The sequence below is a fragment of the Clostridium lacusfryxellense genome, assembly GCF_018861735.1.
Lineage (GTDB): Bacteria > Bacillota > Clostridia > Clostridiales > Clostridiaceae > Clostridium_AD > Clostridium_AD lacusfryxellense.
The window spans coordinates 69,661-93,743 of sequence record NZ_JAHLEB010000001.1; the positions used below are offsets into that span (position 1 = coordinate 69,661).

Here is a 24,083-nt window from a genome sequence, read left to right on the forward strand (position 1 = left end):
ACTACATATAAGAAGGATATTTTGGAGGGCACGAAATATGACGAGAAAAGAAAAGATATATAATGCTTTAAAAGATATATGTACCGATATTACATATGAAAAGTTAAAGGAAGGATTTGCAGGATTTGAAGCAACTATAATAGGAGAACAAGCTAAAGTTAGTAGAAGTAATACTAGTAAAGAATTAAATTGTTTATTACTAGAGAAGTGTGTTGTAAAAATCCACGGCAAACCTGTATATTTTATTGATAGGTTAAAGCTAGAGGAAATATTAGGCTTTAATTTAAGAGATGACCAATTGGATATTAAGTCTATTGATATATTAATTGATTTTAAAAATAAACTTAAGAATAAAGATCAACTTTACACAGATATTTTTAATGATATTATTGGAGCTGACGGAAGTTTGAAACTTGCAATTAAGCAAGCAGAAGCAGCAATACTTTATCCACCCAAAGGGTTACATACATTACTTATAGGAGCTACAGGAGTAGGGAAAAATAACTTCTCTGAAATAATGTACAAATATGCAGTAGAAAGTGGAACAATCAGTAAAGATTCAGAGTTTGTTATTTTTAATTGCGCTGAATATGCAGATAATCCTAATCTTTTATTAAGTCAATTATATGGTTATGCTAAAGGAGCTTTTACTGGAGCTGAAAAAGAAAGAGAAGGGCTTATTGAAAAAGCAAACGGAGGAATTATTTTATTAGATGAAATTCATAGGTTGCCACCTGAAGGACAGGAAATGTTATTTATGCTTATGGATAAAGGCACCTATAGAAAGATGGGTGAGACAGAGGGTACACGAAAATCTAATGTTCGGTTTATATGTGCAACAACAGAAGATATAAATTCATCATTATTGAAAACGTTTATAAGAAGAATACCTATGGTGATAAAAATACCTTCACTTTCTGAGAGAAGCCTTTCAGAAAGGTTTGAATTAATAAAACAATTTTTTAGTGAAGAATCAAAATGTGTTAAAGTTCTAATAAGAGTTCGTAAAGATGTAATAAAAGATTTTTTAGCCTATAACTGTAGAGGGAATATAGGTCAATTAAGAAGTGATATTCAACTTACTTGTGCTAGAGGTTTTTTAGAATATAAAACATCTATGAAAGAGTTTATAGATATAGATACATCATATATACCAGACTATGTTTACGAGGGTATTTTTAATATAAAAGAAAAAAGAAGCGAATTATTGCAATTACTTCAGGATAATTATAATAAATATTATGAGTTTTCACCACATTATGATGATAATCAATCCAATATTAAAAGGGGTTATGATAGGTCAAATCAATTATATAATGAAATAAGTGATAAATATTATTTTTATTCTCAAAAGGGCTATTCTCAAGAGAAAATTAATGAAGTATTAAATACGTATATTGAGAAATATTTAAAGTCGTTATTAACAAAATGTGATGTAGAAAAAAAATCATTTGAAAATAATGAAATATTTAAGATCATTAGCCCCAAAGTTTATTATGCAGTAGAAAAAGCTTTGAAATTAGCGGCGAAAAGATTAAATAAAGAATTTAGTAAAAAAGTATATATAGCATTAGCAATGCATATTAGTTCTTTAATGGAACATATTCAAGGCAGAAGAATAATAGATGATGATGAAATTAATAAAATAGCACTTAACAAACCAGATGAATTTAATATTGCTAAAACAATCCACAATATACTTGAGGAAGAATTAGAAATAAATATTCCTAAGGAAGAAATAGGATTTATAGCTATGTTTTTATACACAGTAGACTCAGATGTACTCGAACAAAATGATAAAGTTTCAGTTATAGTACTCGCGCATGGCGAATCTACTGCTTCAAGCATGATGAATGTTTGTAATAGTTTGCTAGAAACAAATCATTGCAAATCAATTGATATGCCACTTGACCAAAAGGTTGAGGATATACTAGAAAAAGCAATAACATTAGTTAAGGAAATAGATGAGGGTAAAGGGGTATTGATGCTTGTAGACATGGGATCCTTAGTGGCATTTGGTGAGATAATAACAAAAAAGACTAACATCGACACGCGCTGCATTGAAATGGTTTCAACTCCAATTGTTCTTGAAGCGGTTAGAAAAAGTTTATCACCACAAATTACACTTGAAAAATTAATTGATGATTTAGAAAAAATAAGTCCTTTTATGGGTAGATTAATTATTAATGGTCTGGAAAAGAAAATGTTAAAACCTAATGGTAAAACCATTATTACAACTTGTATAACAGGAAGAGGAGCAGCAATTAAATTAGCGCAGTTAATAAAGCAATCAGTACCTGTTGTTGAAGAATACAAAATAAATATAAAACCTATGAATAAAAATGAATTTGAAAAGGATTATAAAGATCATTTAGAAGATATTTTAGCAGTTGTAGGAACTGTGGAGATTAAACTTCCAGGGGTTCCATATATACCTATAGATGATGTGGTTATAGGTGATGGGTTAAGAAAAATAGAGAAGTTAATAACTGGTGAAATATATATAAGTAATGATAAAAATAAACATGTTGAATCTAATGAAATTCTTAAAATACTTAGCGAAGGGTTGACTTTCTTAAATCCTAATAAAGCTTATGAAGTTATTAGTAATTCATTCAAAGAATTAGAAAAGTTAAATATTGTGCGAAATCATGATAGAATAAAAATTGGATACATAATTCATTGTTGTTTTATGATAGAGAGATGCTTAATTAAGGAGTCGTTTCCATACAATAAGGTCGATGAATTAATTAATAGTAATATGAATTTATATAGCTTATTAAAAAAAGTATTAGAACCTGTTGAAGAAATATTTGGAACGGAGATACCTAATTCAGAATTAGGATATTTAATTGATATGTTTGATCTTAGTTAAGTTGCAAATGTTAAATTTGATGAATGTTTTCATAAGGCTTGCATGTGTCTCAAATTAGTAAGATATTTTAAAAATAGCTTATAATTTAATGTTATTATTAAAACACATTTTAAAACACATTGTAATATAAAAACACACTTTAAAATAAGTAAAATTATTTTAAAGTGTGTTTTATTTATTTATTTGCAAACTCACTTAATTTAAGCGGTGTTAGAGAGTAACCAGTAATTTAAATTATTCCTTAATATTAAGTTGGCATAGGTATTGCTTAGTATAAGAGTGTAAAGGTTTAAAAATGATAAGTTTATAATAGATTATGTTTAATAAAATCTTAAAGTGAGTGGGGGTGGTATTGTGATTGGAATATTAGTAGTAACACATGGTAAATTTGCACATGAAATTGTAAAAAGTGGCGAACTTATAATAGGACCTCAAGGTGATTATAAGACACTTGGATTGTTACATGGCGATGATATTGATAAATTTAAAAAAGATGTAGAGCAAGCAGTAAAAAATCTTAACGACGGCGATGGAGTATTAGTATTTGTAGACCTTTATGGTGGGAGTCCTTTTAATGCTACGGCAATAGGTATGCATAACTTATCGAGTGACGTAAACCTTGAGTGTATTATCGGGGTTAATTTGCCAATGATTATAGAAGCGTTTTCAAGTAGAGAGAGCTATAATTTGCTAGAATTAAAAAAATATTGCTTAGAAGTGGGAGTAAATAGTATAAAAGATCTTAAAGAAGAATTGAAGGATTAATTCATTTATATAAAAATTATGTGGAATAAAAAATTAGGAGGAAAAAAATATGCTTAATATTGTGCTTACAAGAATCGATGATAGATTAATTCATGGTCAGGTTGTTACAGCATGGTCAAAAATAACAGAGGCAAATAGGATAATAATAGTTGATGATGAGGTTGCAGAAGAAGCATTTTTGGTAAAGGTTTTAAAAACTGCAGCACCATCTAATATTAAGGTTGATGTCTTTGGCATTAATGAAGCAACAGAAGCTTTAAAAGGAGAGAGCCAAGGAGAAAAACTAATAATTCTTGTTAAGACTCCGAGTGTTGTACTTAGTCTTATAGAGGCAGGAGTGGATATAAAAGCACTAAATGTTGGAGGTATGGGGGCAGGAGTAGGAAGAAAGAAATTTTATAAAAATATCTCAGTTTCCGAATCAGAAAAAGAAGAATTTAAGAAACTTACTGATATTGGTGTAAATGTTTTCATACAAATAGTTCCGGATGCAAAGCAAATTGATGTAAAGAAATTATTAAAATAAGAAATAAATTATATAAGGAGGAAAAGTATGCATGTTACAATTTTACAAGCCTCACTAATTGGTATTTTCTATTATCTTTCATGGAGTCCGTGGCTTATGTACAGTGGTTTTTTTACATTTAATAGACCGCTACTCGCTGGATTTATTACAGGTATAATCTTAGGGAAACCATTAGAAGGAGCAATGATAGGAGCGGCTATAAACGTAATTTATTTAGGATTCATATCTGCCGGTGGTGCTCAAATTGGGGATCCTGCCTTTGCAGGATATGTAGGTACTGCTCTTGCTTTAATTTCAAATTTGGATGCAAAAACAGCAATGGCTATATCAGTACCTCTTGGAACTGTAGCTTCAATATTATGGATAGGAAAGATGACAGTTAATTCGTTTTTTGTGCATTGGGCTGACAAGGAAGTGGAAAAAGGAAACTTAAATGCTGTAGCATTTATAAACGTAGTTCCTCCACAAATACTACTTTTCGCACTTAGTTTTATTCCAGCAGCACTCGTAGTATATTATGGACCAACTGCTGTATCAGGACTTTTAAGTGTAATGAGTCCTCATGTTCTACATGTTTTTAATGTTGTAGGCGGAACGCTTCCGGCCCTTGGAATTGCAATGAACTTAAAATTAATAGGAAATTCATTTACACTTCCATTTTTCTTTTTAGGTACTATATTATCAGTATATTTCAAGATAGATATAGTTGTTATAGCTATAATTGGAACTATACTTGCACTTACTATAGTTAGGATAAAAGGCAGTAATGGAGATGGAGCTAATTCTAATTTAGCATAAAATAAAAGGAGAGGTGGATTGAGATGACACAAAATAAAAAGGTTTTGACTAGGCGCGATATACTTAAATCTTGGATTACGTGGTTTATGTTTGCACAATCTAATTATAACTATGAAAGATTACAAGCTACATCTTTTGCACATTCTATGCTTCCTATTATAAAGAAGCTATATCCAGAACCTGAAGAAGCAAAGGCTGCTGTAAAAAGACATTTAGTGTTTTTTAATACTGAACCAGTTTGTGGATCAGTTATACATGGTATTACTATAGCAATGGAAGAAGAGAGAGCCAATGGTGGGGAAATAAGTGATAAAGGAATAAATGCAATTAAAACAGGTTTAATGGGCCCGGTAGCTGGAATTGGAGATACATTGACTCAAGGTATTATTACACCTATATTACTTGCTATATGTATAGGAATAACAAATGCAGGGAATATAGCAGGTCCGATAATATTTGTTCTAGCTCAGTATGCTATCATGATTACTATTTCACTTACTTTGTGGACCAATGGTTATAAATTGGGCAAAAAAGCTGTAGAAGACATCCTTGATGGTGGGAAAATTAATAAGGTAATTGAAGGAGCATCTATTCTTGGTACGCTTGTTATGGGTGGGCTTGTAGGTAGATTTGTTAATATACAAACTGCTATTGCTTTTAAAGTAGGAACAGTAAAATTTAATCTGCAAAAGGACTTACTTGATAAATTAATGCCTGGTTTAATACCAATTGTAATAACTTTAGGTGTATTGCATTTGCTTAAGAAAGGAGTTTCGCCTATAAAGTTAATGGGAATTCTTATCTTAGGTGGAGCTATTTTAGGAGCAATTGGTGTACTTTAACTGCAATAACCATGTGTTTTAATTAATAAAAAGAATGTAAAAGCTTTAGCTTTAATAATAGGAGTCATGAGAGGAGAATAAATGAAATTAACAAATAAAAATATTAGTAATTTATCCATAAATGATTTAATAGGCAAGAAATTAAATTGTGAATGTGGAAATATGCATAGTATGACTACAAAATATGTTGTAGTAGAGGAAGATGCAATTAATAAATTACCTCAGATAATTGAAGAATTAGGTTATAAGAGCATATTAACTATTTCGGATACTAACACAAATAAGGTAGCAGGAAATAAGGTAAATGAAAGTTTAGCAAAGAGTAAATTAAATATTAAAAACCTAGTATTTGAAACATCAGGTAAAGATCTTGTGCCAAATGAAGAAGCGGTAGGAAAAATATTAGTGAATGCTCCAAAAGGATTAGAGGTTATAATTGCAATTGGTACGGGTACACTAAATGATTTGGCTAAATTCGTTGCATATAAGCTAGGAATTCCAAGTATTGTGGTAGCTACAGCACCTTCTATGGATGGGTTTGCATCAAATGGAGCTGCTCTAATTATAGGTAACCTTAAAATATCATATATAACTGATTGCCCAGAAGTAATTATTGGAGATGTAAATATATTTAAGGATGCTCCTATGGATATGATTACAGCTGGATTTGCAGATATAGTGGGTAAATATTCTGCTTTATGTGATTGGAGACTTAGCCAATTAATAAATAAAGAATACTTTTGTCAAGTTTCATATAATATGGTTGAAAACTCACTAAAAAAATGTATTGAAAATACGTTAGGAATTAAAAATAGAGATAAAATTGCTATTAAAAATCTAATGGATGCATTGGTATTAACCGGAATTGCCATGAGTTATGTTGGAAATTCAAGACCTGCCTCAGGATCGGAACATCACATGTCTCATTATTTTGAAATGATGTTTCAATTCGAGGGTAAGCAGCCCGTATTACATGGAGCAAAAGTCGGGATTTCAACGGTAATAACTATGCAACTACGTGAATTACTCGCTAAAGCTACAATTAATTTTGATGAAGCAATCGTTAAAGCTGAAAATTTTGACCAAGATAAGTGGAAGGAAAATGTTAAGGAGCATTACCTAAGTGCTGCAAAAGGGATTATTGATGTAAATGAAAAAGAACAAAGAAATTCTATTGAAAAAAGAGAAGAAAGAATTAAGTTTACAAAGGAAAATTTGGATAAGATATTAGAAATAATAGAGGATGTACCAAGTGCAGAGGAGATAAAAGAAATACTTAAAAGTGTTGGGGCTCCGTATACTCCCAATCAAGTAGGTATTGATGAAAAAATGCTATTAGATTGTATTAAAATGGCGAAGGAAGTTAGGACTAGATATTCAATATTAAATTTATTATCGGATATTGGCGTTTTAGATGACTTTGCGATCCTTGCTCGCGTCGATATCGAAAAGGAGAACGAATAGATATGATAAATAAAGCACTTGATTCAACTAAAAATGAAAAGGATGTCTTAAAAAAAGTAAAATGCTTTATCCTTGATCTTGACGGTACTGTTTATTTAGGAGACAAAATATTAGAAGGTTCTATAAAGTTTTTACAAGAACTAGCAAAAAATAATATACAGTTTAAATTTTTTACTAATAACTCTTCTAAAAATGCAGAGTTTTATATAAATAGAATTAAAAAAATGGGATATGATTTGAGTGGGGATAAAATGCTTATATCAAACCATGTAATTATTAATTATATAAAAGAAAACATGTCAAATAAGAGAATATTTATCTTAGGGAATGAATATCTGAAAAATGATTTTAGACAAGCTAAAATTAATGTTGTTACTGATAATGCTGATGTCGTTGTTGTTGGGTTCGATACATCACTCGAATATAAAAATGTTTCTAAAGCTTGTACATTCATAAGAAATGGTGCTATCTTTTTAGGTGTAAATCCTGATTTCAATTGTCCAACTGAGGATGGGTTTATACCAGATTGTGGAGCAATATGTTCTATGATTACAGCTTCAACAGGTGTTTTACCAGAATTCTTTGGCAAACCCTCACCGCATACACTAAAGTATGTCCTTAACAACACTGGCTTTAATGAGGAAGAAATTGCTTTTGTAGGAGATAGGCTTTATACAGACATAGCCATTGGAAAAGATAATGATTCTGTGACTATTCTTGTTTTATCAGGTGAAGCAAAACTCGAAGATTTAGATGAATCTGAAATTCAACCTACACTTATTTTTAATTCGTTAGGTGGTATTAGAGATGTATTAGAATCAATTTATATCTAATTACTAAAAAATAGGTAACTAAATGGACTTTGAAGCATTATTTGGAGACGAATTAAAGAAAACTATGAAAGAGTTAAGCAACAATTCTTTCATAGTTTTTGTTTTAGTAATTAAATCATTTTGTTTAAGGAAGGATCACACGGCGCAACTATCAACATTTACTCTCTTATCTACAATTGATGATTTAGTTACTTGTGTCATTGAAATCGGATCTAATATTTCTTCCAATTCTTCTGGAGTTAAAATACCCTCCCTTAAAACAATTACTTTAACTGGAACGCCAGTTTTTAAAGCTGTTTTCGCAATATCGGCTGACCTTTTGTATCCGATATGAGGACAAAGTGCGGTTACTATTCCTATACTGCCGTTTAGGAGTTCTGCACATCGTTCTTTGTTAGCGGTAATTCCAACAATACAATTATCTACGAATGTCGTAGTTGCATTTTTGAGGGTTTCAATTGATTCAAATAAGTTATAGAAAAGAACAGGTTCAAAGGCATTAAGTTCTAATTGACCTGCCTCTGCGGCCATAGTTATTGTAAAATCATTTCCTATAATATTAAAAGCTACTTGAGAAACTACTTCTGGAATAGTAGGATTTATTTTACCAGGCATAATTGATGATCCATTTTGCATTGATGGTAAATTTATTTCGCCTATACCAGTTCTAGGACCACTTGATAATAGCCTTAAATCATTAGCCATCTTAGATAAATTTACAGCGCATGTTTTCAGAGCACCTGATACACAGACAAATCCATCGAGATTTTGAGTAGCGTCTATTAAATCTTCCGCTTGAACCACATTAAAGCCAGTTACTTTTTTAAGGCTTGAAATAATATTATCTAAATATTTTGGGCTCGCATTTATAGAGGTTCCTATAGCTGTGGCACCAATATTTAAAGTAAGCATCTCCTTCTGGGCAGTAATTAACCTATTAATATCGCGTTTTATCATCGAAGAATATGCATGAAATGATTGACCAAGTCTAATTGGAACTGCATCTTGAAGTTGAGTACGACCCATTTTTATAATATTATCAAACTCTAAAGATTTTAATTCAAGAGCATTATAAAGCCGACTAAGCTCTGAAGTAGCTTTTGGTAACAGCTTTAAGATTGTAATTTTTCCAGCGGTAGGGAACACATCATTGGTGGATTGTGCCATATTCACATGATCATTAGGGTTAACAATACTATAATTACCCTTAGCTCCACCAAGCATTTCAATAGCTATGTTTGCAATAACTTCATTAGCATTCATATTTGTAGAGGTGCCTGCACCTCCTTGAATTGAATCAACAATAAATTGATCATGAAACTTTCCAGAAATAATTTCATCACAAGCACTTATAATAACATTCGCAATTTTAGTATCTAACAGAGTGGCATCCCTATTTGTAATAGCGGCTGATTTTTTTATCTGTGCTAGACTTACTATAAGTTCTGGGTGAATTGATTTATTTGTGATATGAAAATTATTAAAAGCTCTTAATGTTTGAATACCATAATAAGCATCCATTGGTACTTTCATTTTCCCTATTGAATCAGATTCTATTCTTGTTTCCATATAAATCCACGCTCCTATTTTTTCGCATTTCTAATATATGCAGATTACCATGGTTTCATATTCATGTAAATGACTATTGGGAAGTTGTGAATAAAAGCTGAAAATAAGCGTGTTGTACTTAATTTAAAGTATATAATGTACAAGTTGAGTTAATTTTATTAAGTAGATATTTATATTAAAAACAATGTTAAGTTAATATATTTAATGTATCTTATAGGATAGTATTGCATATTCGGATCAATGACCTTATTATATTAAGGTGTCTGTAATTAAAAAACTTTAACCATCAATAAAAAAAAGGGGTGAATATATGGATAAAATTGATTTGAAACTTATTGAACTTTTACAGAAAAATGCACGGTATTCACTTAAACATTTAGCTCAAGAGGTATTTTTATCCACTCCAGCAGTGTCGACTCGTGTTTTAAAGCTAGAGGAGGCAGGAGTTATTACAGGATATTCTGCACTTGTTGACCCACTGAAATTAGGTTACAATGTAAAAGCCTTTATAAACTTAGAAATGTCACCAAAACAAAAACCAGAATTTTATCCTTTTGTAGCAACATGTCCTAATGTACTTGAATGTAACTGTGTAACAGGGAAGTATTCAATGCTTATTACAGTCGCTTATCATACAACTGTAGAACTTGATGCCTTTATTAATGAACTTCAGAAATTTGGGAATACACAAACTCAAATTGTGTTTTCTACAGCAGTTGAACATAGAGGGATTGATGTTGCTACATAAGATTAAATTAATATATAAGTCAATTTATAATGCATGTAAATAAATTAATGTAATGGAGAGATGAAAGTTGAAATTTAAAAGATTTTTTGTTTGGATTGTTTTATTTTTAGTATTTTCTACGAGTTTAAATATGACCACTTATGCTAGCGCTGCAACTTCTAATTTACCAGTAATATATGGACAAGCTGCAATTACTGTAGATGTGGCAACTGGTGAAATAATTTACGCTAAAAATGTAGATAAGAAAATGTACCCAGCGAGTACAACAAAGCTAATGACAGCACTATTACTTGCACAGAACAGGGAAAAAACTGATGCTATAAAATATACGTTAAGCGCGAAATCTCAGGAACCGGGTTCACTAAATACTGATTTTCATCCAATTGGACTTGATGAAACAATGTTAGGCGCCGATGTAATGGATGCTCTGTTATTGTACTCTGCAAATGACGCAGCATACATGATTGCAGACAACGTTTCAGGAGATTCTACAAGTTTTATGAAATTGATGAATGATAAGGCAGCGGAACTTAATATGAGCGGAACTCATTTTATAACTCCTAATGGCCTTCACCGTGATGATCATTATAGTACTCCTTATGATATGAGTATACTGGCGAGAGCTTCATTTCTAAATTCTTGGGTAAAAGAGTCCATGAGTAAAAAGGAAAATACTATATCAACATCAAAAGGTACAACATTTAAACTTGAAAATAGTAACAAACTTCTTGGGATAGATGGTTGCATTGGTGGTAAAACAGGATTTACTACACCAGCTGGGAGATGTCTTGTAGCCTTTTTCATGAGAGATGGTAGGGAAGCTATGGGAGTTGTTCTAGGATCGGAGAAGGATGCCTTAGACACTTATGTTTTCAATGATATGAAAGAAATAATTGATTACAGCTATAGCCAACAGAAAACAGTATTACATAGAAGTAATGACATTATAAAAACCGAAACGGTAAAATACAAACCTCTTGGATTTTTAGGACTAGAGAAAACTATTAGCGTACCACTGGTAGCGAAAGAGGAAGTTAGTTATTACAACAATGAAGCAAACAAAAAGGATTTGAAGGAAAATATAAAATTAACCAGTGTTGTAAGCTCTACGCTTAAAGGGAATGAGAGTATTGGAACATTGACATTAACTGAAAAGGGGAAAGTTAAGACTTACAAGCTTTATTCACAGGCTTCGAAAGGAAATCTATTAAAAAATAGTATTCTCATGTATATTACAACTGCCGGAATCATTATTTTATTTTTAATAGTAATAGCTGTAATAATAAGAACTATTAATTTAAATAAGAGAAAAAAAAGAAGATAGTATATAAAAAAATTATTGTGAATTAATAAATAAATAAATAATAAAAAACCTAGCATAATTGCTAGGTTTTTAATTTGTCCATGTTAGCATAATTGATTTCATTTTTATCCCGAAAATTAGTATAGAAATTGTTTAACAATACCCTCTGCCATAACATCAGCCATTTTAAGTGCCTGTTTTTCAATTTCATCATAGTCTGCGATGCTTTGTTCATAATTATTGGTAAGTATGTCAACTGCTTCAGATTTAGTCATTTTTAAGTGTTCATAAAGAATTTTTTTCCAATTTTGCTCAGACCAATAAGGATTAATTCTACCAAGGAAAACTGCGATTTCATCTGCATTTTTATACCAGTTTTTTTCAGCAGCAGCAGCTCCATCCTTATAGCCCGCCTTAGCTGCATTAACAAGCTGCGCAGCTATTACAAGATGACTTGTAAATAAATCACTAAATTGCGAAGCAATTTCATCCCCGTAGAAAGGCTTTAATACTTTCTTAAAATCTATGGGATTTTGAAGAAGTCGATTTGTTACAAAATCTACATCTGGTAAATCTTTTATTATGCTTAGTATAGTCATCCTTGTCCAAACAATATGTTGTTCCCAAAGCATACGCATGACGTTTCTTAAATTTACTTCTGATTTACTAATCCCCATTGAATCAGATCTGTATCTTTGGGCTAACAACCAAGATGCATCATATGGGCACATAAACATTCAAACCACCACTTTCTAATTTATATATTATAGTATGGTTATGAGAACAAAAGGTACCGTTAAATTTAAGATTCACAAGGTAAGGTTATAGCCGGGTTAATCTAAGCTAATACAAAATTTTCTACCTTAGATAATTATAATTTTAAAATTATACAATGAAAAGTCTCCAATTAGGTATTAATTTTATGATTGGAGGTAAAATAAAGCAAATGAGATTAATAATATAATTATTTAAATAAAGGAGAGAATTTCGTGGAAAATGAAGAAAGTATAAAGGTTATCCCTTTAGGTGGCCTTGGGGAAATAGGCAAAAATATAACGGCTATTGAATACGGGGATGAAATCATTGTTATAGACTGTGGCATATCATTCCCCGATGAGGGAATGTATGGTGTGGATTTAGTAATTCCAGATATAACTTATTTAAAAAATAATTCTAAAAAAGTAAAAGGTATTTTTATAACTCATGGCCATGAAGATCATATTGGATCGCTACCATACATTCTAAAACAATTGAATGTACCCATTTATGGGACTAAACTAACTTTAGGTTTAATATCAAATAAACTAAAGGAGCACAATATATTATCTGATTGTGAACTTCATAATGTAAATGCTGGTGAAACAATAGAACTAGAAAATCTTAAAGTTGAGTTCATAAGAGTTACTCACAGCATAGCGGACTCCTGCGCTATCGCAATTCACTCACCAATCGGTGTTATATTACATACTGGTGATTTCAAAATTGATTACACTCCAATTGATGGGTTGGTAATGGATCTTGAACGTATCTCGAATTTAGGTAAAGAAGGCGTACTGCTTCTTATGGCTGATAGCACAAATGTGGAACGGGAAGGGCATACTATTTCAGAAAAAGTAATAGGGAAAACCTTAACTAGAATACTTTCTAATGCGCAGGGGAGAGTAATAGTGGCTACATTTGCTTCAAATATTCATAGAATCCAACAGATTGTAGATGCCTCTGTTAAATATAACAGAAAAATCGTTTTTAGTGGCAGGAGTATGGATAACATCTCACAAGTTGCTATAGAACTCGGATATCTTCATATACCAGAGGATTACATTATAGGGATAGATGAAATGCACAATTTCCCAAATGAGAATATTACAATAATAACTACTGGAAGTCAGGGAGAACCAATGGCGGGACTTGCTAGAATGGCATTTGCTACGCATAGGAGACTTTTCATTGAACCTGAAGACTTATTTATTATCTCAGCATCTCCAATTCCAGGTAATGAAAAGCTTATTTCTAGAGTAATAAATGAATTATTCAAAAAAGGAGCAGAAGTAATTTATGAGGATTTAGAAGAAGTGCATGTATCTGGTCACGCATATCAAGAAGAATTAAAATTAATACACGCATTAGTTCATCCTAAGTATTTTATGCCAGTTCACGGTGAATACAGACATTTAAGGCATCATGCAAAGCTTGCAGAAAAATTGGGTATGAGTGCTAAAGATATATTTACTTTGGAAACAGGTCAAGTATTAGAACTTACAAAGGATGAAGCAAGGCTCGCAGGGAGGGTACATACAGGATCTGTGTATGTAGATGGACTTGGGGTTGGAGATGTTGGAACCGTTGTACTTAGGGATAGAAAGCATTTAGCGGAAGATGGTATGCTCACTGTAGTTGTTACTTTAGAGCGCTTATCTTATAGTATTATTGCAGGGCCAGACATAATAACTCGTGGATTTGTATATGCAAAGGAATCAGATGTTTTGATTAATGAAGTAAAAGAGATTGTTAGGATTGAACTTAACAAATGTTTGGAAAATAAAATTATTGAATGGTCTGTATTAAAATCTAATATGAAAAGGTCGATAGAACGGTTTTTATATGAAAAAACAAAACGTAGACCGATTATTCTTCCAATTATCATGGAAATATAACAAGAGTTAAAACCATTCTAATATTAGAATGGTTTTAATTATTGAATAATGCTGTTTGCATATAAGTACTAATAAAAGGAGAAATTATGGACGATAATAAAATTATGTCGAGTAAACAAGGTACAATTGTATCAGCAGATTTAACCATTGATAAAGCAGAACAAGTGCGAGAATTCTACAAGCATGTGATTGGGTGGGAGCACAGCGAAATTAACATGGGGGATTACAATGACTATTTAATGACAACAAAAGATGGCGTTCCGGTGGCAGGTGTTTGCCATCAACTAGGTAGCAATGCTGGTTTACCTCCTGTATGGATGGTTTATTTTCAAGTTAGTGATTTAAATCAAAGTTTGGAAGCATGTAGAAAACTCGGAGGCAAAGTACTAAGAGAACCTGAGAACTCTACCTGTGGTAGTTTTGGTATAATTGAATACCCTGTAGGCGCAATATGTGGGCTTAGCCAAATGTAAGTGGTCTGGGTATCTAACATACCACCTTCAGAAATAATTATTTTGCTATTTTCAGGGTCCACCAATGTTGTTTCTAAAGAAAAATGATTTATTAATATAATTTTATAAAATAACATGCATATACTTTATAAAGGATCCATATTAAAAGCACATAATTAAAATAATAATATTAAAAACAAGAGGGGGGGATTTTAATATGAACAAACATATCTACAAAATCTATAAAGACGCAGAATTGTGTAAATACAATATGATGTGTGCAAATGAGTTTGAGCATGGGTTTGAAAATGAAAGGTTTTATAGAAACTCACTCAATAAAAAACTTCGTGAAATAAGTTATTTACTAGAAGATGATTCTGAAGTTTTAAGTAATCTACAATTTCAAGATGACGGTTGTCGGCAAAAACAATTTACATTAGAAGAATTATCAAAATATAATGGTGTAAGTGGTAAGCCTGCCTATGTGTCCGTAAATGGGATAGTTTATGATGTAAGTTCAGTTAAAACTTGGGCTGGTGGGGCACATTTTGGTATATCAGCGGGAAGAGACGCAACGGACAAGTTTAATTCCTGCCATGGTTCTTCGGAAATACTAAATACATTACCTAAGGTAGGGGTAATGGTAGGGTAGTAGCAAAAATTGTTCTATTATTATTATTATTATTAGGACATAAAAGGGAGTTCATTAAATATGAACTCCCTTTAGATATAAACAAAATTTAATTTTGAACTAAGTAGATATGGATTTTATCTATACAAAGTCTTGCATAAATTCTTTGATATTTTCTAAATCTATAGACTTATCTATTAGAGCATCCCCTTCTTTTAAAAAATCAATTTTATCATGAAAATCAGGTTTAATTTCTTTGTATAAAATGCCTAGTGGAATTTTGTCATTCCACTCCATGGATCTTTCAATAGCATTAAGTTTATTAGTTTCATCATACCCTTCTTCTAATTTATATACTCTTTTGTTATACCATTGAAATGTATTAATTTTATTAAAACTTACACATGGTTGTAAAATATCTACAAGGGCATATCCCTTGTAATTTATAGCTTCTTCCATTATATGTTTAAGGTGTTCTTTGTCTCCACTAAAGGCTCTTGCTACAAATCCTGCACCTAAGGATATAGCTAGGAGCAGTGGATTCATTGGGGTATTATTTGAACCATAAGGTTGAACTTCAGTTACATGACCAATATCAGAGGTTGGAGATGCTTGTCCTTTTGTAAGTCCATAAATCTGATTATCATGAACAAAATGTGTTATATCAACATTTCTTCTTATATTATGAATAAAGTGATTTCCACCTTCGCCGTATGAATCTCCGTCTCCCGTATCTATTATCACTGTCATATTCTTATTAACAATTTTTGCAGCGGCTGCTGGAGGCAATGCCCTACCATGAAGTCCAGAAAATCCATTAGTGTTTAAATATTGAGGGGTTTTAGCTGCTTGACCTATACCACCCACAATAAGTACTTCGTGAGGTTTTTTGCCTAGAGAAATAAGGGTTTCTTTTAATGCGTCTAATATTGCAGCATCACCGCAACCAGGGCACCAAGCTGTTTCAAATGTAGAAATACTACAATCCTTCATTTTACTTTACCTCCTTTAGTTTATTATATATTTCCTGCGCGGAGATTGGCCTTCCGTCATACTTTAAAATACTACTATTGAATTCAATACCTGTATTTTCACGGATTAATGAAGCTAATTGTCCTGTAGCATTTTGTTCGATATTTATAAGTTTTTTTGCCTTATTTGATTTTTCATTAATTAAACTTACAGGTAATGGCCAAACATCTCCAAAAATTAATGCTGAATATTTGCTTTCACCATCTTCATTTAGAAGTTTTACAGCTTCTTTTATTGGACTATAAAGAGAACCCCAGCCAACAAGTAATACTTCAAAGTCATCTTTTCCAATAAATTCTGGTTCAAGTAATTCTTTCTTTAGAAATTCCATTTTTCTTAGTCTTTTATCATTCATTTGAACTCTAATAGACGCTGATTCTGTAATTTGTCCATACTCGTCATGCTCATCACTATCGACCCTAACAAAATTATGTGATATACCTCCTGGAATTATCCGTGGAGATACTCCGGTTTCTGTTATTTCATATCGTTTATATTCTTTACCATCTAAATAGTCACTATCACTTAGATGTTTTTCTATTTTAATTAAGCTGAAATCAAAAGGTTTTATAGTTCTCTGGCAATCTGCAAGATACTGATCACCTAGAAGAATAACTGGTATCTGATACTTGTCTGCCAAATTAAATGCCCTTACAGTTTGATAAAATGCATCTTCTGGATTTCTTAGAGCAATAACCATTCTTGGAAATTCTCCCTGCGAACATGTGATAACAAATTTAAGCTCACCTTGCTCAGTTCTTGTTGGGAATCCTGTGGTTGGTCCAGGTCTTTGAATTTCTGCAATAACAAGAGGTACTTCAAGCATACTGGACAATCCTATAGCTTCTACCATTAAAGCAAATCCTCCACCAGATGTGCCTGTCATTGACCGAGCACCAGCATAAGATGCTCCGATAGCCATATTAATTGCTGCTATTTCATCTTCAGCTTGTTCTACTACAATTCCAGCTTTTTTGATTTTAGAAGAAAGATAATTCATTATACTAGTAGAGGGGGTCATAGGGTATGCTGAGTAAAATTTACATCCGGCAGCTAATGCTCCTAGGGCTATTGCCTCATTACCATTTACTAATATACTATTGTCTTTATCTTTGGCCTCAATAGGAAATTTAGGTTGGGTTAGAGTATATCCCTCTTTAAAAGCAAGTAAATTTTGAACTGCAATTTCAGGATCAAAGGTTTCACCCAGCAATTCCTCTATATAAGTTAACTTAAGTTTGAAAAGATTCATAATTGCACCAAGTGCAACATTACCAAATACTTTTGGATTTCCAATTTTTTTTGCAATAGTCTTTAGTGGTAGACTAATTACTCTGTCATCATCATATTCAATGGACTCATCAACAATAATGAAGCCATATTTATTAAGATTATCAATATGTAGGGTTATGGTATCAATGTTTAAAGCGATTATACCATCAAGTTTATCGCTATGAGAGTTTATCTCTTCATTACCAAAACGAATCTGAAAAAAGTTATGGCCACCTCTAACACGTGACATATAGTCTTGTAGGGTGAAGGCTTCGAAACCTTTTCTTTTAAGTAGTTTTACAAGCACTGAAGCGATGGTTTCCATGCCTTGACCAGCAGCGCCACCGATTAGAAGATTATAAATCATAAAATCAGCTCCTTTTTATTTGTTGAATGTATAATATAAAATAACAGTCACATCAGTTTAATGATATGACTGTACTTACATGAAACTTCATATTAAGAAAACATTAACTCCCTAAAGATATTAATGTTTTCTTGATGAATTTAATTTGGAAAATATTTTATGCTTTCCATAAGCCGTGAACATTACAATATTCTCGTACACTTAAAACTTCTTCATTTATAATAAACAGAGCTTGAGGTGTCTCACCAGGTTTTAGATGTTTTCTATATAGTTTTTTTGCAGTTTGAACTTCTATCCATTCAATATAATGCTCTTCTAGCATTGGATGTTCAACAGCACGAACTTTAACTAGAACACCACCTTTAACATTTTCAACAACTGGTACATGTTTTTCTTTCGCTGCATCTACAGTATTTTCAACCTGTTTTGTCATTGGTTGTCCACAACATACCAAAACTCCACCACTTTCATGTACAACCTCTACTATGTTACCACAAATTTGGCATTTATATATTTCATTAATATGAGTCATAATTATAACTTCCTCTCTGTATTATAAATTATTTTTTTTTATCTTTTGTATCTTCATATACAAAGTTGCAAGGTTTTCCTTCACAATTTAAAACCTCTTCATCATCTTGGCCAGTATATATTTTTTTATTATTTACATCAGTTTCAGATTTATCCATTATTGGAGCATGCTTATATTTTGATGACTTTAGCAACTTTTCAATATCTGTTGACATAGCCAATGGTTCAGTTGTTGGTTCATATCTTTCAACTATTTCACCATCACTGTCAATAAGAAATTTTGTGAAATTCCATTTAATTGAATTTCCTTCAAGAGATTCAGGGGATTTCTCAGTAAGGATGTCATTAAGTTTCTTTCCAGTTGGGTGGTTAAAATCAAACTCTTTAAAAGTTGTTCCATCTGTAAGGTACTTAAATAGTGGCAAAGCATTTTCTCCTCTAACATCGTTCTTTTCAAACAATGGGAAACTAACACCGTAATTAATTTCACAGAAATTCTTTATTTCACTACTTTCACCCGGCTCTTGATCAGCAAATTGATTGCTCGGAAAGCCAAGTACTTCGAAGCCTTTATCTTTATACTGCTTATAAAGATTCTCCAAACCCTCGTATTGTGGTGTAAAACCACACTTGCTTGCAGTATTAACTATAACAAGCACCTTTCCTTTATAGTGGCCAAGTGATACTTCATCACCGTCGATGGTAATTGCATTAAAATCATAAATTGACATGTATCATCCCTCCATTTTTTTAAGCTCAACAACCAATTTATTCTAAACTGTTTTTCTTATGATAACAAAAGATTTAGAATAGTGTATACAATATAACATACAAAACAGCATATATCAACATATCATACCAAGTAATTGTATTAAACGCGTATTTGAAAGAAATATATATAATTAATTGTAAAATATTGTTGAAATAGTGGGATGAGATTTAATTGTTGTGTTTTAAACTACTTGTATTTTCATCATATTGGTAGTGCCAGACTGACCAACGGGTACTCCAGCAGCAATTATGACAACATCACCTTTTTTTATATATCCAGCGATTAAGCATTTTTCTACTGCATTTGCCATTAATTCATCCGTGGATGTTAATTTTATTGAAATTACAGTCTGAAGGCCAAAATTAATAGATAGACCTCTTGCAACTTTCTTGCTAGGTGTTACAGCAATTATAGGACACCTTGGTCTATATTTCGATACCATTCTAGCAGTATAACCACTTTGAGTTGCTGTTATTATTGCGGATACGTTTAATTTGTCTGCTGTGGTACATGTAGCAAGACTTATAGCATCTGATATATTTTCAAGAGACTCATTGTTTATTTTATCCAAAGCGGATCTGAAATCAATATTTGACTCTGCTTCAATGGAGATATTTGACATTGTTAAAGCGGATTCCAAAGGATATTTACCATTAGCACTTTCGCCACTAAGCATTATCGCATCAGTACCATCAAAAATAGCATTTGCTATATCTGAGGCTTCAGCTCTAGTAGGTCTTGGATTTCTAATCATAGAGTCTAACATCTGGGTTGCAGTTATAACAGGAATACCAGCCTTATTACATTTATGTATTATCATTTTTTGAACTATAGGAACTTTTTGAATTGGTAATTCGACGCCCATATCTCCTCTAGCAACCATAATACCATCAGAAGCTTCTATTATAGCGTCTATGTTGTCAACGCCTTCTTGTGTTTCAATTTTTGATATTATTTGAATATGTTCCCCACCATTTGCATTAAGTATTTTTCTAACATCTAATACATCACCAGCTTTTCTAATGAAAGAAGCGGCTACGATGTCGACACCCTGTTCACATCCAAATATTAAATCTAGTTTATCTTTTTCAGTTACTGCCGGTAGACCAATAGATATGTTAGGGACATTTATTCCCTTATGGTTTCCTATAGAACCAGAATTTAAGGCAGTGCAATTTATCTCAGTACCTTCAATTGAGTCAATTTTAAATTCTAGAAGACCGTCATCCACAAGTAGTGTGCCATTAGCCTTAATGTCATGGCAGAGGTCTTCATAAGAAACAGAACATCTTTCGCTATTTCCTAGAATCTCTTTGCCACAACTAAATACGAATTTTTGTCCCTTATCAATTATGGCGGTATCTCCTATGAAATTGTGAGTTCTAATTTTAGGACCTTTTATGTCAAGCATTATAGCAATAGATTTATTAAGTTTTTCCCTAAGACTTTTTATAAGATCAATTTTTATTTTGTGATCCTCATGTGTACCATGTGAAAAATTAAGTCGAGTAACATTCATGCCTATTTCCATGAGTTTTGTCAATATCTCCTCACTATCGCTAGCAGGACCAATTGTGAAAATCATTTTTGTTCTTTGCATAATTAATATCCCCTTTACTGTTTTAAGTTAATTCGCAAATTATATATTATATTGCAATACACATTAATTATGTGCAATTACAGCGAATTATAACCTTTTACTATTACGTATACATACGCTTGTTTTTGATAGAGACTTTTATTTTATTTAACTAAATTGTAACATAAATAAAGGAACTACAATAAAAATATCATCAGTAATTACCAATTTTTTTGAAGATAAAGACATCTATGCTAAAATGTTGTAAAATAAAAGTAAAGGAATTAAATTGGAGGATCATCAATGATAGATGTAGTGTGCAATCCTTAGAAAGGCACCAATTATTATATTAGATGAAGCAACTGCATCAGTAGATGTTGAGACAGAGAAAGAAATACAAGAGGCTATTGCTCAGCTAGCAGGCACAAGAACAATCGTAGCCATTGCTCATCGGCTTTCTACCATTCAAAATGCAGATTTAATTCTTGTACTTGAAGAGGGAAGAATTGTTCAAAGTGGTAGTCATCTACAATTAATGGAGCATGAGGGTCCATATAGACGTATGAATTTAGTACAAACAAAAAATAACATAGAAGTAAAACAACAAATAGAAGGAAAACAACAAATAGTGATTAATTAGTTCGAAATTAAAATAAAAATACTGCACTTAGGGGGACCCAGTGCAGTATTTTCATTTTTATCAATTTCGATTTGTTTTTATCTTAAGGTGGTACATCTAAATTATAGACAATTTTATAAATATTATTCAGTTTTATTATAAAATAATTGTTACTACTAAATTATTTAATTAATCCATCTGCTACGTTAACGATAAAGTCTTGGATATTTGTAACTAATGTTTTAACTTCTAATGTACCTCTATCGGATAATTTGTTAACAGAGAATTCTTGTATATCTATAGAATATATGTATACTGGCCTAACAATTCCATCTTTTACAGTGTAAGATGGAGTCATGTTTCCTGCAGCTATTGTATGAAGTACTGAGGATAAACATATCAGCATAGTTGCTTTTCTAGTATGTTTTCTCATAGCATCTTGAGATTCATACACATTATCATAAACATTTGGTAACGTATATCTATCACGTACACTACCAGCAAGTACTAAAGGAACATCATTTTCAACGCAAGCTTTTAATATACCATCTTTAACTTTACCTGAATTTATTAGCTCTTTGAGCGACCCAAAGCGTCGAGCATCATTTATTGTTGCAATATAGTTATAATGAGCAGTTTCGCGGGACTCAAAGGTATCTTGACCTGATATTGTTTTGAACATTGCTTTTTCTAAATCGTAAGTAGCCATGGTATTTCCAGATAAAACAGCGTGAACATATCCATTTTCCACTAAGGAGGCAAAGGCAGCTCTTGATTTATCATCTAATGCAATTGAGGGTCCTAAAACCCAAACTATTTTTCCAGCATGTTCTTTTTCATATTGCATAATTTTATATAATTCATCGTAATCTCTAGAGAAGGCTGTTTCTCTTGATCTTCCACCTCTAAATGCAAAGGTGTCTATATCTACGCTATTAATAGCAAAACCTCTAGTATACATATATATACCTTCACTTCCATCTTCGGTTCTTCCTACTACAACCATATCATGAACTTTTAAATTTCTGAATTCAACAATTTGAATAACATTATCACCATTATAATTAAGAAGAACGATTGCTACACTATCCATACGGCTTTCAGTAGCTAGTACCCACTTTCCTTTAATCTTAAAATATTCTGGGTATATTGATAATGCATGATAATTTTTATGAGCAACGCCTTCTTTAGTTACTTCTTCAATTTTACAGTCTGGGGCATTAGCAAGAAAATCTAACGAGAAATCCGGTGGTGTGAACTTCGGCAATTTAAAAGTCATTTAGAATCTCCCCTTAATAATTTAATAATGTATTTTATCGCAAGTTTTTTTGAACATTTACAACAAAATCTTGAACATTTGTAACTATTGTTTTAATAGCTATATATTCTCTAGCAACTGATACTTGATTAACAGCATACTCAGAAATATCTATAGAATAAAAATATACTGGTCTTACTTTTTCATGATCAGCTCTATAAGAAGATGCTAAGTTTGCAGTAGCTACGGAGTGAAGAACCGTTGCAAGACAAATTATTACTGTTGCTTTATCTGTTACTTCTTTCATAGCATCAAGGCCATAAGATATATTGTGATAAACTGATGGAAGTGGACCGTCATCCCTTATAGATCCAACAAGAACTATAGGTATATTCTTGTCTAGACAGGTTTTCATAAATCCATCTTTTATATCTCCTTCATCAAGTAATTCATCTATAGAACCTGCGCGTCTAGCCTCATTTATTAAGTCTAAGTGGTTATAATGACGCATTACAACAGATTCTTGAGTATATATATTTTGACCCAGTGCCGTTTGAAATAATCCACCCTCGAGATCATGAGTTGCCATAGCATTACCAGCCATAAGAGCATTTACATACCCTGTTTGAGCAAGTTCTGATAAAGCTGCTCGTGTATCATAGTCAAAAACCACAGCTGGTCCTAGAACCCAAACTATACACCCATTATTTTGTTTTTCATATTCTAGTAATTCATATAATTCTTTATAATCACTTGAAAATGATGATTCTACAGATCTGCCACGTCTTACCTTTGGCAAGTTATTAAATCCATTAGTATACTTGTATATACCTTCACTTCCATCTTTAGAATTTCCTAAAATAACTTTATCTAAAACTTTAAGGTTTCTAAATTCCACAATTTCTACTGTGTTATTACCTCTAGCAACAGCAGCACATTCTATGGAGGTTTGGGTAGGAAGCACCCATTGTCCTTTAATTTTAAAATATTCAGGAGATATAGAAGTTATTAAGAATCCAGCAGGCGCAACTCCATCTTTTTTAACTTCACTTATTATTACATCAGGAGCGTTTGTAAGAAAATCTTGAGAAAAATCTGGTGGTGTGAACTTTGGTAATTGAAAACTCATTTTAACGTTCCCCTTTTAAAGTAATGTGTTTATTTATTATTCAATTATAGTTATATAGTTATAT

Annotated in this window: 20 protein-coding genes and 1 pseudogene; 12 read left to right on the top strand and 9 right to left on the bottom strand. The window is 31.9% G+C overall.

Annotation, left to right across the window (positions count from 1 at the left end):
- Positions 1–37: 37 nt before the first annotated feature.
- From KPL55_RS00325 to KPL55_RS00355, 7 genes are all read left to right on the top strand, one after another.
- Entirely contained in the window at positions 38–2,875 is a 2,838-nt protein-coding gene (locus KPL55_RS00325) for a sigma-54-dependent transcriptional regulator (protein WP_216304715.1), read from the top strand.
- 354 nt (positions 2,876–3,229) lie between these two features.
- Positions 3,230–3,640: a PTS sugar transporter subunit IIA gene (locus KPL55_RS00330; protein WP_216304716.1), complete on the top strand. Its 411-nt coding sequence runs from the start codon at positions 3,230–3,232 to the stop codon at positions 3,638–3,640.
- A 49-nt stretch (positions 3,641–3,689) separates the two neighbouring features.
- The gene (locus tag KPL55_RS00335; RefSeq protein WP_216304717.1) at positions 3,690–4,166 is read left to right on the top strand and encodes a PTS sugar transporter subunit IIB; all 477 of its coding nucleotides are present in this window, start codon (positions 3,690–3,692) and stop codon (positions 4,164–4,166) included.
- A 27-nt stretch (positions 4,167–4,193) separates the two neighbouring features.
- Entirely contained in the window at positions 4,194–4,964 is a 771-nt protein-coding gene (locus KPL55_RS00340; protein ID WP_216304718.1) for a PTS mannose/fructose/sorbose/N-acetylgalactosamine transporter subunit IIC, read from the top strand.
- Positions 4,965–4,987: 23 nt separating this feature from the next.
- Entirely contained in the window at positions 4,988–5,806 is an 819-nt protein-coding gene (locus KPL55_RS00345; protein WP_216304719.1) for a PTS system mannose/fructose/sorbose family transporter subunit IID, read from the top strand.
- Positions 5,807–5,887: 81 nt separating this feature from the next.
- A complete protein-coding gene (locus tag KPL55_RS00350; protein WP_216304720.1) occupies positions 5,888–7,270 on the top strand; it encodes a sn-glycerol-1-phosphate dehydrogenase in 1,383 nt (460 codons plus the stop codon).
- 2 nt (positions 7,271–7,272) lie between these two features.
- Positions 7,273–8,103 (top strand): HAD-IIA family hydrolase, encoded by an 831-nt coding sequence (locus KPL55_RS00355; RefSeq protein WP_216304721.1) that lies wholly within the window; start codon positions 7,273–7,275, stop codon positions 8,101–8,103.
- Between the two features lie 135 nt (positions 8,104–8,238).
- Here the strand turns inward: KPL55_RS00355 and KPL55_RS00360 are convergent, their stop codons facing one another.
- Positions 8,239–9,672, bottom strand: a complete 1,434-nt coding sequence (locus KPL55_RS00360; RefSeq protein WP_216304722.1) for an aspartate ammonia-lyase — start codon at positions 9,670–9,672, stop codon at positions 8,239–8,241.
- Between the two features lie 310 nt (positions 9,673–9,982).
- On the opposite strand from KPL55_RS00360, the gene KPL55_RS00365 reads away from it, so the two are divergent.
- Together KPL55_RS00365 and KPL55_RS00370 are read left to right on the top strand one after the other, a co-directional pair.
- Complete coding sequence (locus KPL55_RS00365) at positions 9,983–10,420, top strand: Lrp/AsnC family transcriptional regulator (RefSeq protein ID WP_216304723.1); 438 nt, start codon at positions 9,983–9,985, stop codon at positions 10,418–10,420.
- Between the two features lie 67 nt (positions 10,421–10,487).
- On the top strand, positions 10,488–11,744 hold the full coding sequence (locus KPL55_RS00370) for a D-alanyl-D-alanine carboxypeptidase family protein (protein ID WP_246599245.1): 1,257 nt from the start codon (positions 10,488–10,490) through the stop codon (positions 11,742–11,744).
- A 116-nt stretch (positions 11,745–11,860) separates the two neighbouring features.
- Here the strand turns inward: KPL55_RS00370 and KPL55_RS00375 are convergent, their stop codons facing one another.
- The gene (locus KPL55_RS00375; RefSeq protein WP_246599246.1) at positions 11,861–12,460 is read right to left on the bottom strand and encodes an acetylglutamate kinase; all 600 of its coding nucleotides are present in this window, start codon (positions 12,458–12,460) and stop codon (positions 11,861–11,863) included.
- A 252-nt stretch (positions 12,461–12,712) separates the two neighbouring features.
- On the opposite strand from KPL55_RS00375, the gene KPL55_RS00380 reads away from it, so the two are divergent.
- From KPL55_RS00380 to KPL55_RS00390, 3 genes are all read left to right on the top strand, one after another.
- Complete coding sequence (locus KPL55_RS00380; protein WP_216304724.1) at positions 12,713–14,377, top strand: ribonuclease J; 1,665 nt, start codon at positions 12,713–12,715, stop codon at positions 14,375–14,377.
- 86 nt (positions 14,378–14,463) lie between these two features.
- Positions 14,464–14,850, top strand: coding sequence for a VOC family protein (locus tag KPL55_RS00385; RefSeq protein ID WP_216304725.1), 387 nt, complete (start codon positions 14,464–14,466; stop codon positions 14,848–14,850).
- Between the two features lie 196 nt (positions 14,851–15,046).
- Positions 15,047–15,481, top strand: coding sequence for a cytochrome b5 domain-containing protein (locus tag KPL55_RS00390; protein WP_246599247.1), 435 nt, complete (start codon positions 15,047–15,049; stop codon positions 15,479–15,481).
- 120 nt (positions 15,482–15,601) lie between these two features.
- On the opposite strand, the gene KPL55_RS00395 is transcribed toward KPL55_RS00390, so the two are convergent.
- The 7 genes and pseudogenes from KPL55_RS00395 to KPL55_RS00425 form a co-directional block, all read right to left on the bottom strand.
- Positions 15,602–16,453, bottom strand: coding sequence for a thiamine pyrophosphate-dependent enzyme (locus KPL55_RS00395; RefSeq protein WP_216304726.1), 852 nt, complete (start codon positions 16,451–16,453; stop codon positions 15,602–15,604).
- A 1-nt stretch (position 16,454) separates the two neighbouring features.
- Positions 16,455–18,131: a 2-oxoacid:acceptor oxidoreductase subunit alpha gene (locus KPL55_RS00400; RefSeq protein ID WP_216304727.1), complete on the bottom strand. Its 1,677-nt coding sequence runs from the start codon at positions 18,129–18,131 to the stop codon at positions 16,455–16,457.
- A 157-nt stretch (positions 18,132–18,288) separates the two neighbouring features.
- Positions 18,289–18,663, bottom strand: coding sequence for a desulfoferrodoxin (locus KPL55_RS00405; protein ID WP_216304728.1), 375 nt, complete (start codon positions 18,661–18,663; stop codon positions 18,289–18,291).
- A gap of 187 nt (positions 18,664–18,850) precedes the next feature.
- A pseudogene (locus KPL55_RS00410) lies at positions 18,851–19,393 on the bottom strand (glutathione peroxidase); the annotation flags it as partial.
- A gap of 222 nt (positions 19,394–19,615) precedes the next feature.
- Complete coding sequence (gene pyk, locus KPL55_RS00415; RefSeq protein WP_216304730.1) at positions 19,616–21,034, bottom strand: pyruvate kinase; 1,419 nt, start codon at positions 21,032–21,034, stop codon at positions 19,616–19,618.
- A gap of 779 nt (positions 21,035–21,813) precedes the next feature.
- Positions 21,814–22,911, bottom strand: coding sequence for a putative NPN-dependent ornithine cyclodeaminase (locus KPL55_RS00420; protein ID WP_216304731.1), 1,098 nt, complete (start codon positions 22,909–22,911; stop codon positions 21,814–21,816).
- A gap of 34 nt (positions 22,912–22,945) precedes the next feature.
- Positions 22,946–24,019 carry a putative NPN-dependent ornithine cyclodeaminase gene (locus tag KPL55_RS00425; RefSeq protein WP_216304732.1) on the bottom strand — a complete coding sequence of 358 codons (1,074 nt, stop codon included), beginning with the start codon at positions 24,017–24,019 and terminating at the stop codon, positions 22,946–22,948.
- Positions 24,020–24,083 lie beyond the last annotated feature (64 nt).

Coding starts and splice junctions, on each gene's coding strand:
- KPL55_RS00400 (WP_216304727.1), bottom strand. CDS start 18,131: ATGATTTATAATCTTCTAATCGGTGGCGCTGCTGGTCAAGGCATGGAA.
- KPL55_RS00360 (WP_216304722.1), bottom strand. CDS start 9,672: ATGGAAACAAGAATAGAATCTGATTCAATAGGGAAAATGAAAGTACCA.
- KPL55_RS00425 (WP_216304732.1), bottom strand. CDS start 24,019: ATGAGTTTTCAATTACCAAAGTTCACACCACCAGATTTTTCTCAAGAT.
- KPL55_RS00345 (WP_216304719.1), top strand. CDS start 4,988: ATGACACAAAATAAAAAGGTTTTGACTAGGCGCGATATACTTAAATCT.
- KPL55_RS00350 (WP_216304720.1), top strand. CDS start 5,888: ATGAAATTAACAAATAAAAATATTAGTAATTTATCCATAAATGATTTA.
- pyk (WP_216304730.1), bottom strand. CDS start 21,034: ATGCAAAGAACAAAAATGATTTTCACAATTGGTCCTGCTAGCGATAGT.
- KPL55_RS00420 (WP_216304731.1), bottom strand. CDS start 22,911: ATGACTTTTAAATTGCCGAAGTTCACACCACCGGATTTCTCGTTAGAT.
- KPL55_RS00335 (WP_216304717.1), top strand. CDS start 3,690: ATGCTTAATATTGTGCTTACAAGAATCGATGATAGATTAATTCATGGT.
- KPL55_RS00405 (WP_216304728.1), bottom strand. CDS start 18,663: ATGACTCATATTAATGAAATATATAAATGCCAAATTTGTGGTAACATA.
- KPL55_RS00325 (WP_216304715.1), top strand. CDS start 38: ATGACGAGAAAAGAAAAGATATATAATGCTTTAAAAGATATATGTACC.
- KPL55_RS00395 (WP_216304726.1), bottom strand. CDS start 16,453: ATGAAGGATTGTAGTATTTCTACATTTGAAACAGCTTGGTGCCCTGGT.
- KPL55_RS00375 (WP_246599246.1), bottom strand. CDS start 12,460: ATGTTTATGTGCCCATATGATGCATCTTGGTTGTTAGCCCAAAGATAC.
- KPL55_RS00390 (WP_246599247.1), top strand. CDS start 15,047: ATGAACAAACATATCTACAAAATCTATAAAGACGCAGAATTGTGTAAA.
- KPL55_RS00340 (WP_216304718.1), top strand. CDS start 4,194: ATGCATGTTACAATTTTACAAGCCTCACTAATTGGTATTTTCTATTAT.
- KPL55_RS00365 (WP_216304723.1), top strand. CDS start 9,983: ATGGATAAAATTGATTTGAAACTTATTGAACTTTTACAGAAAAATGCA.
- KPL55_RS00355 (WP_216304721.1), top strand. CDS start 7,273: ATGATAAATAAAGCACTTGATTCAACTAAAAATGAAAAGGATGTCTTA.
- KPL55_RS00385 (WP_216304725.1), top strand. CDS start 14,464: ATGGACGATAATAAAATTATGTCGAGTAAACAAGGTACAATTGTATCA.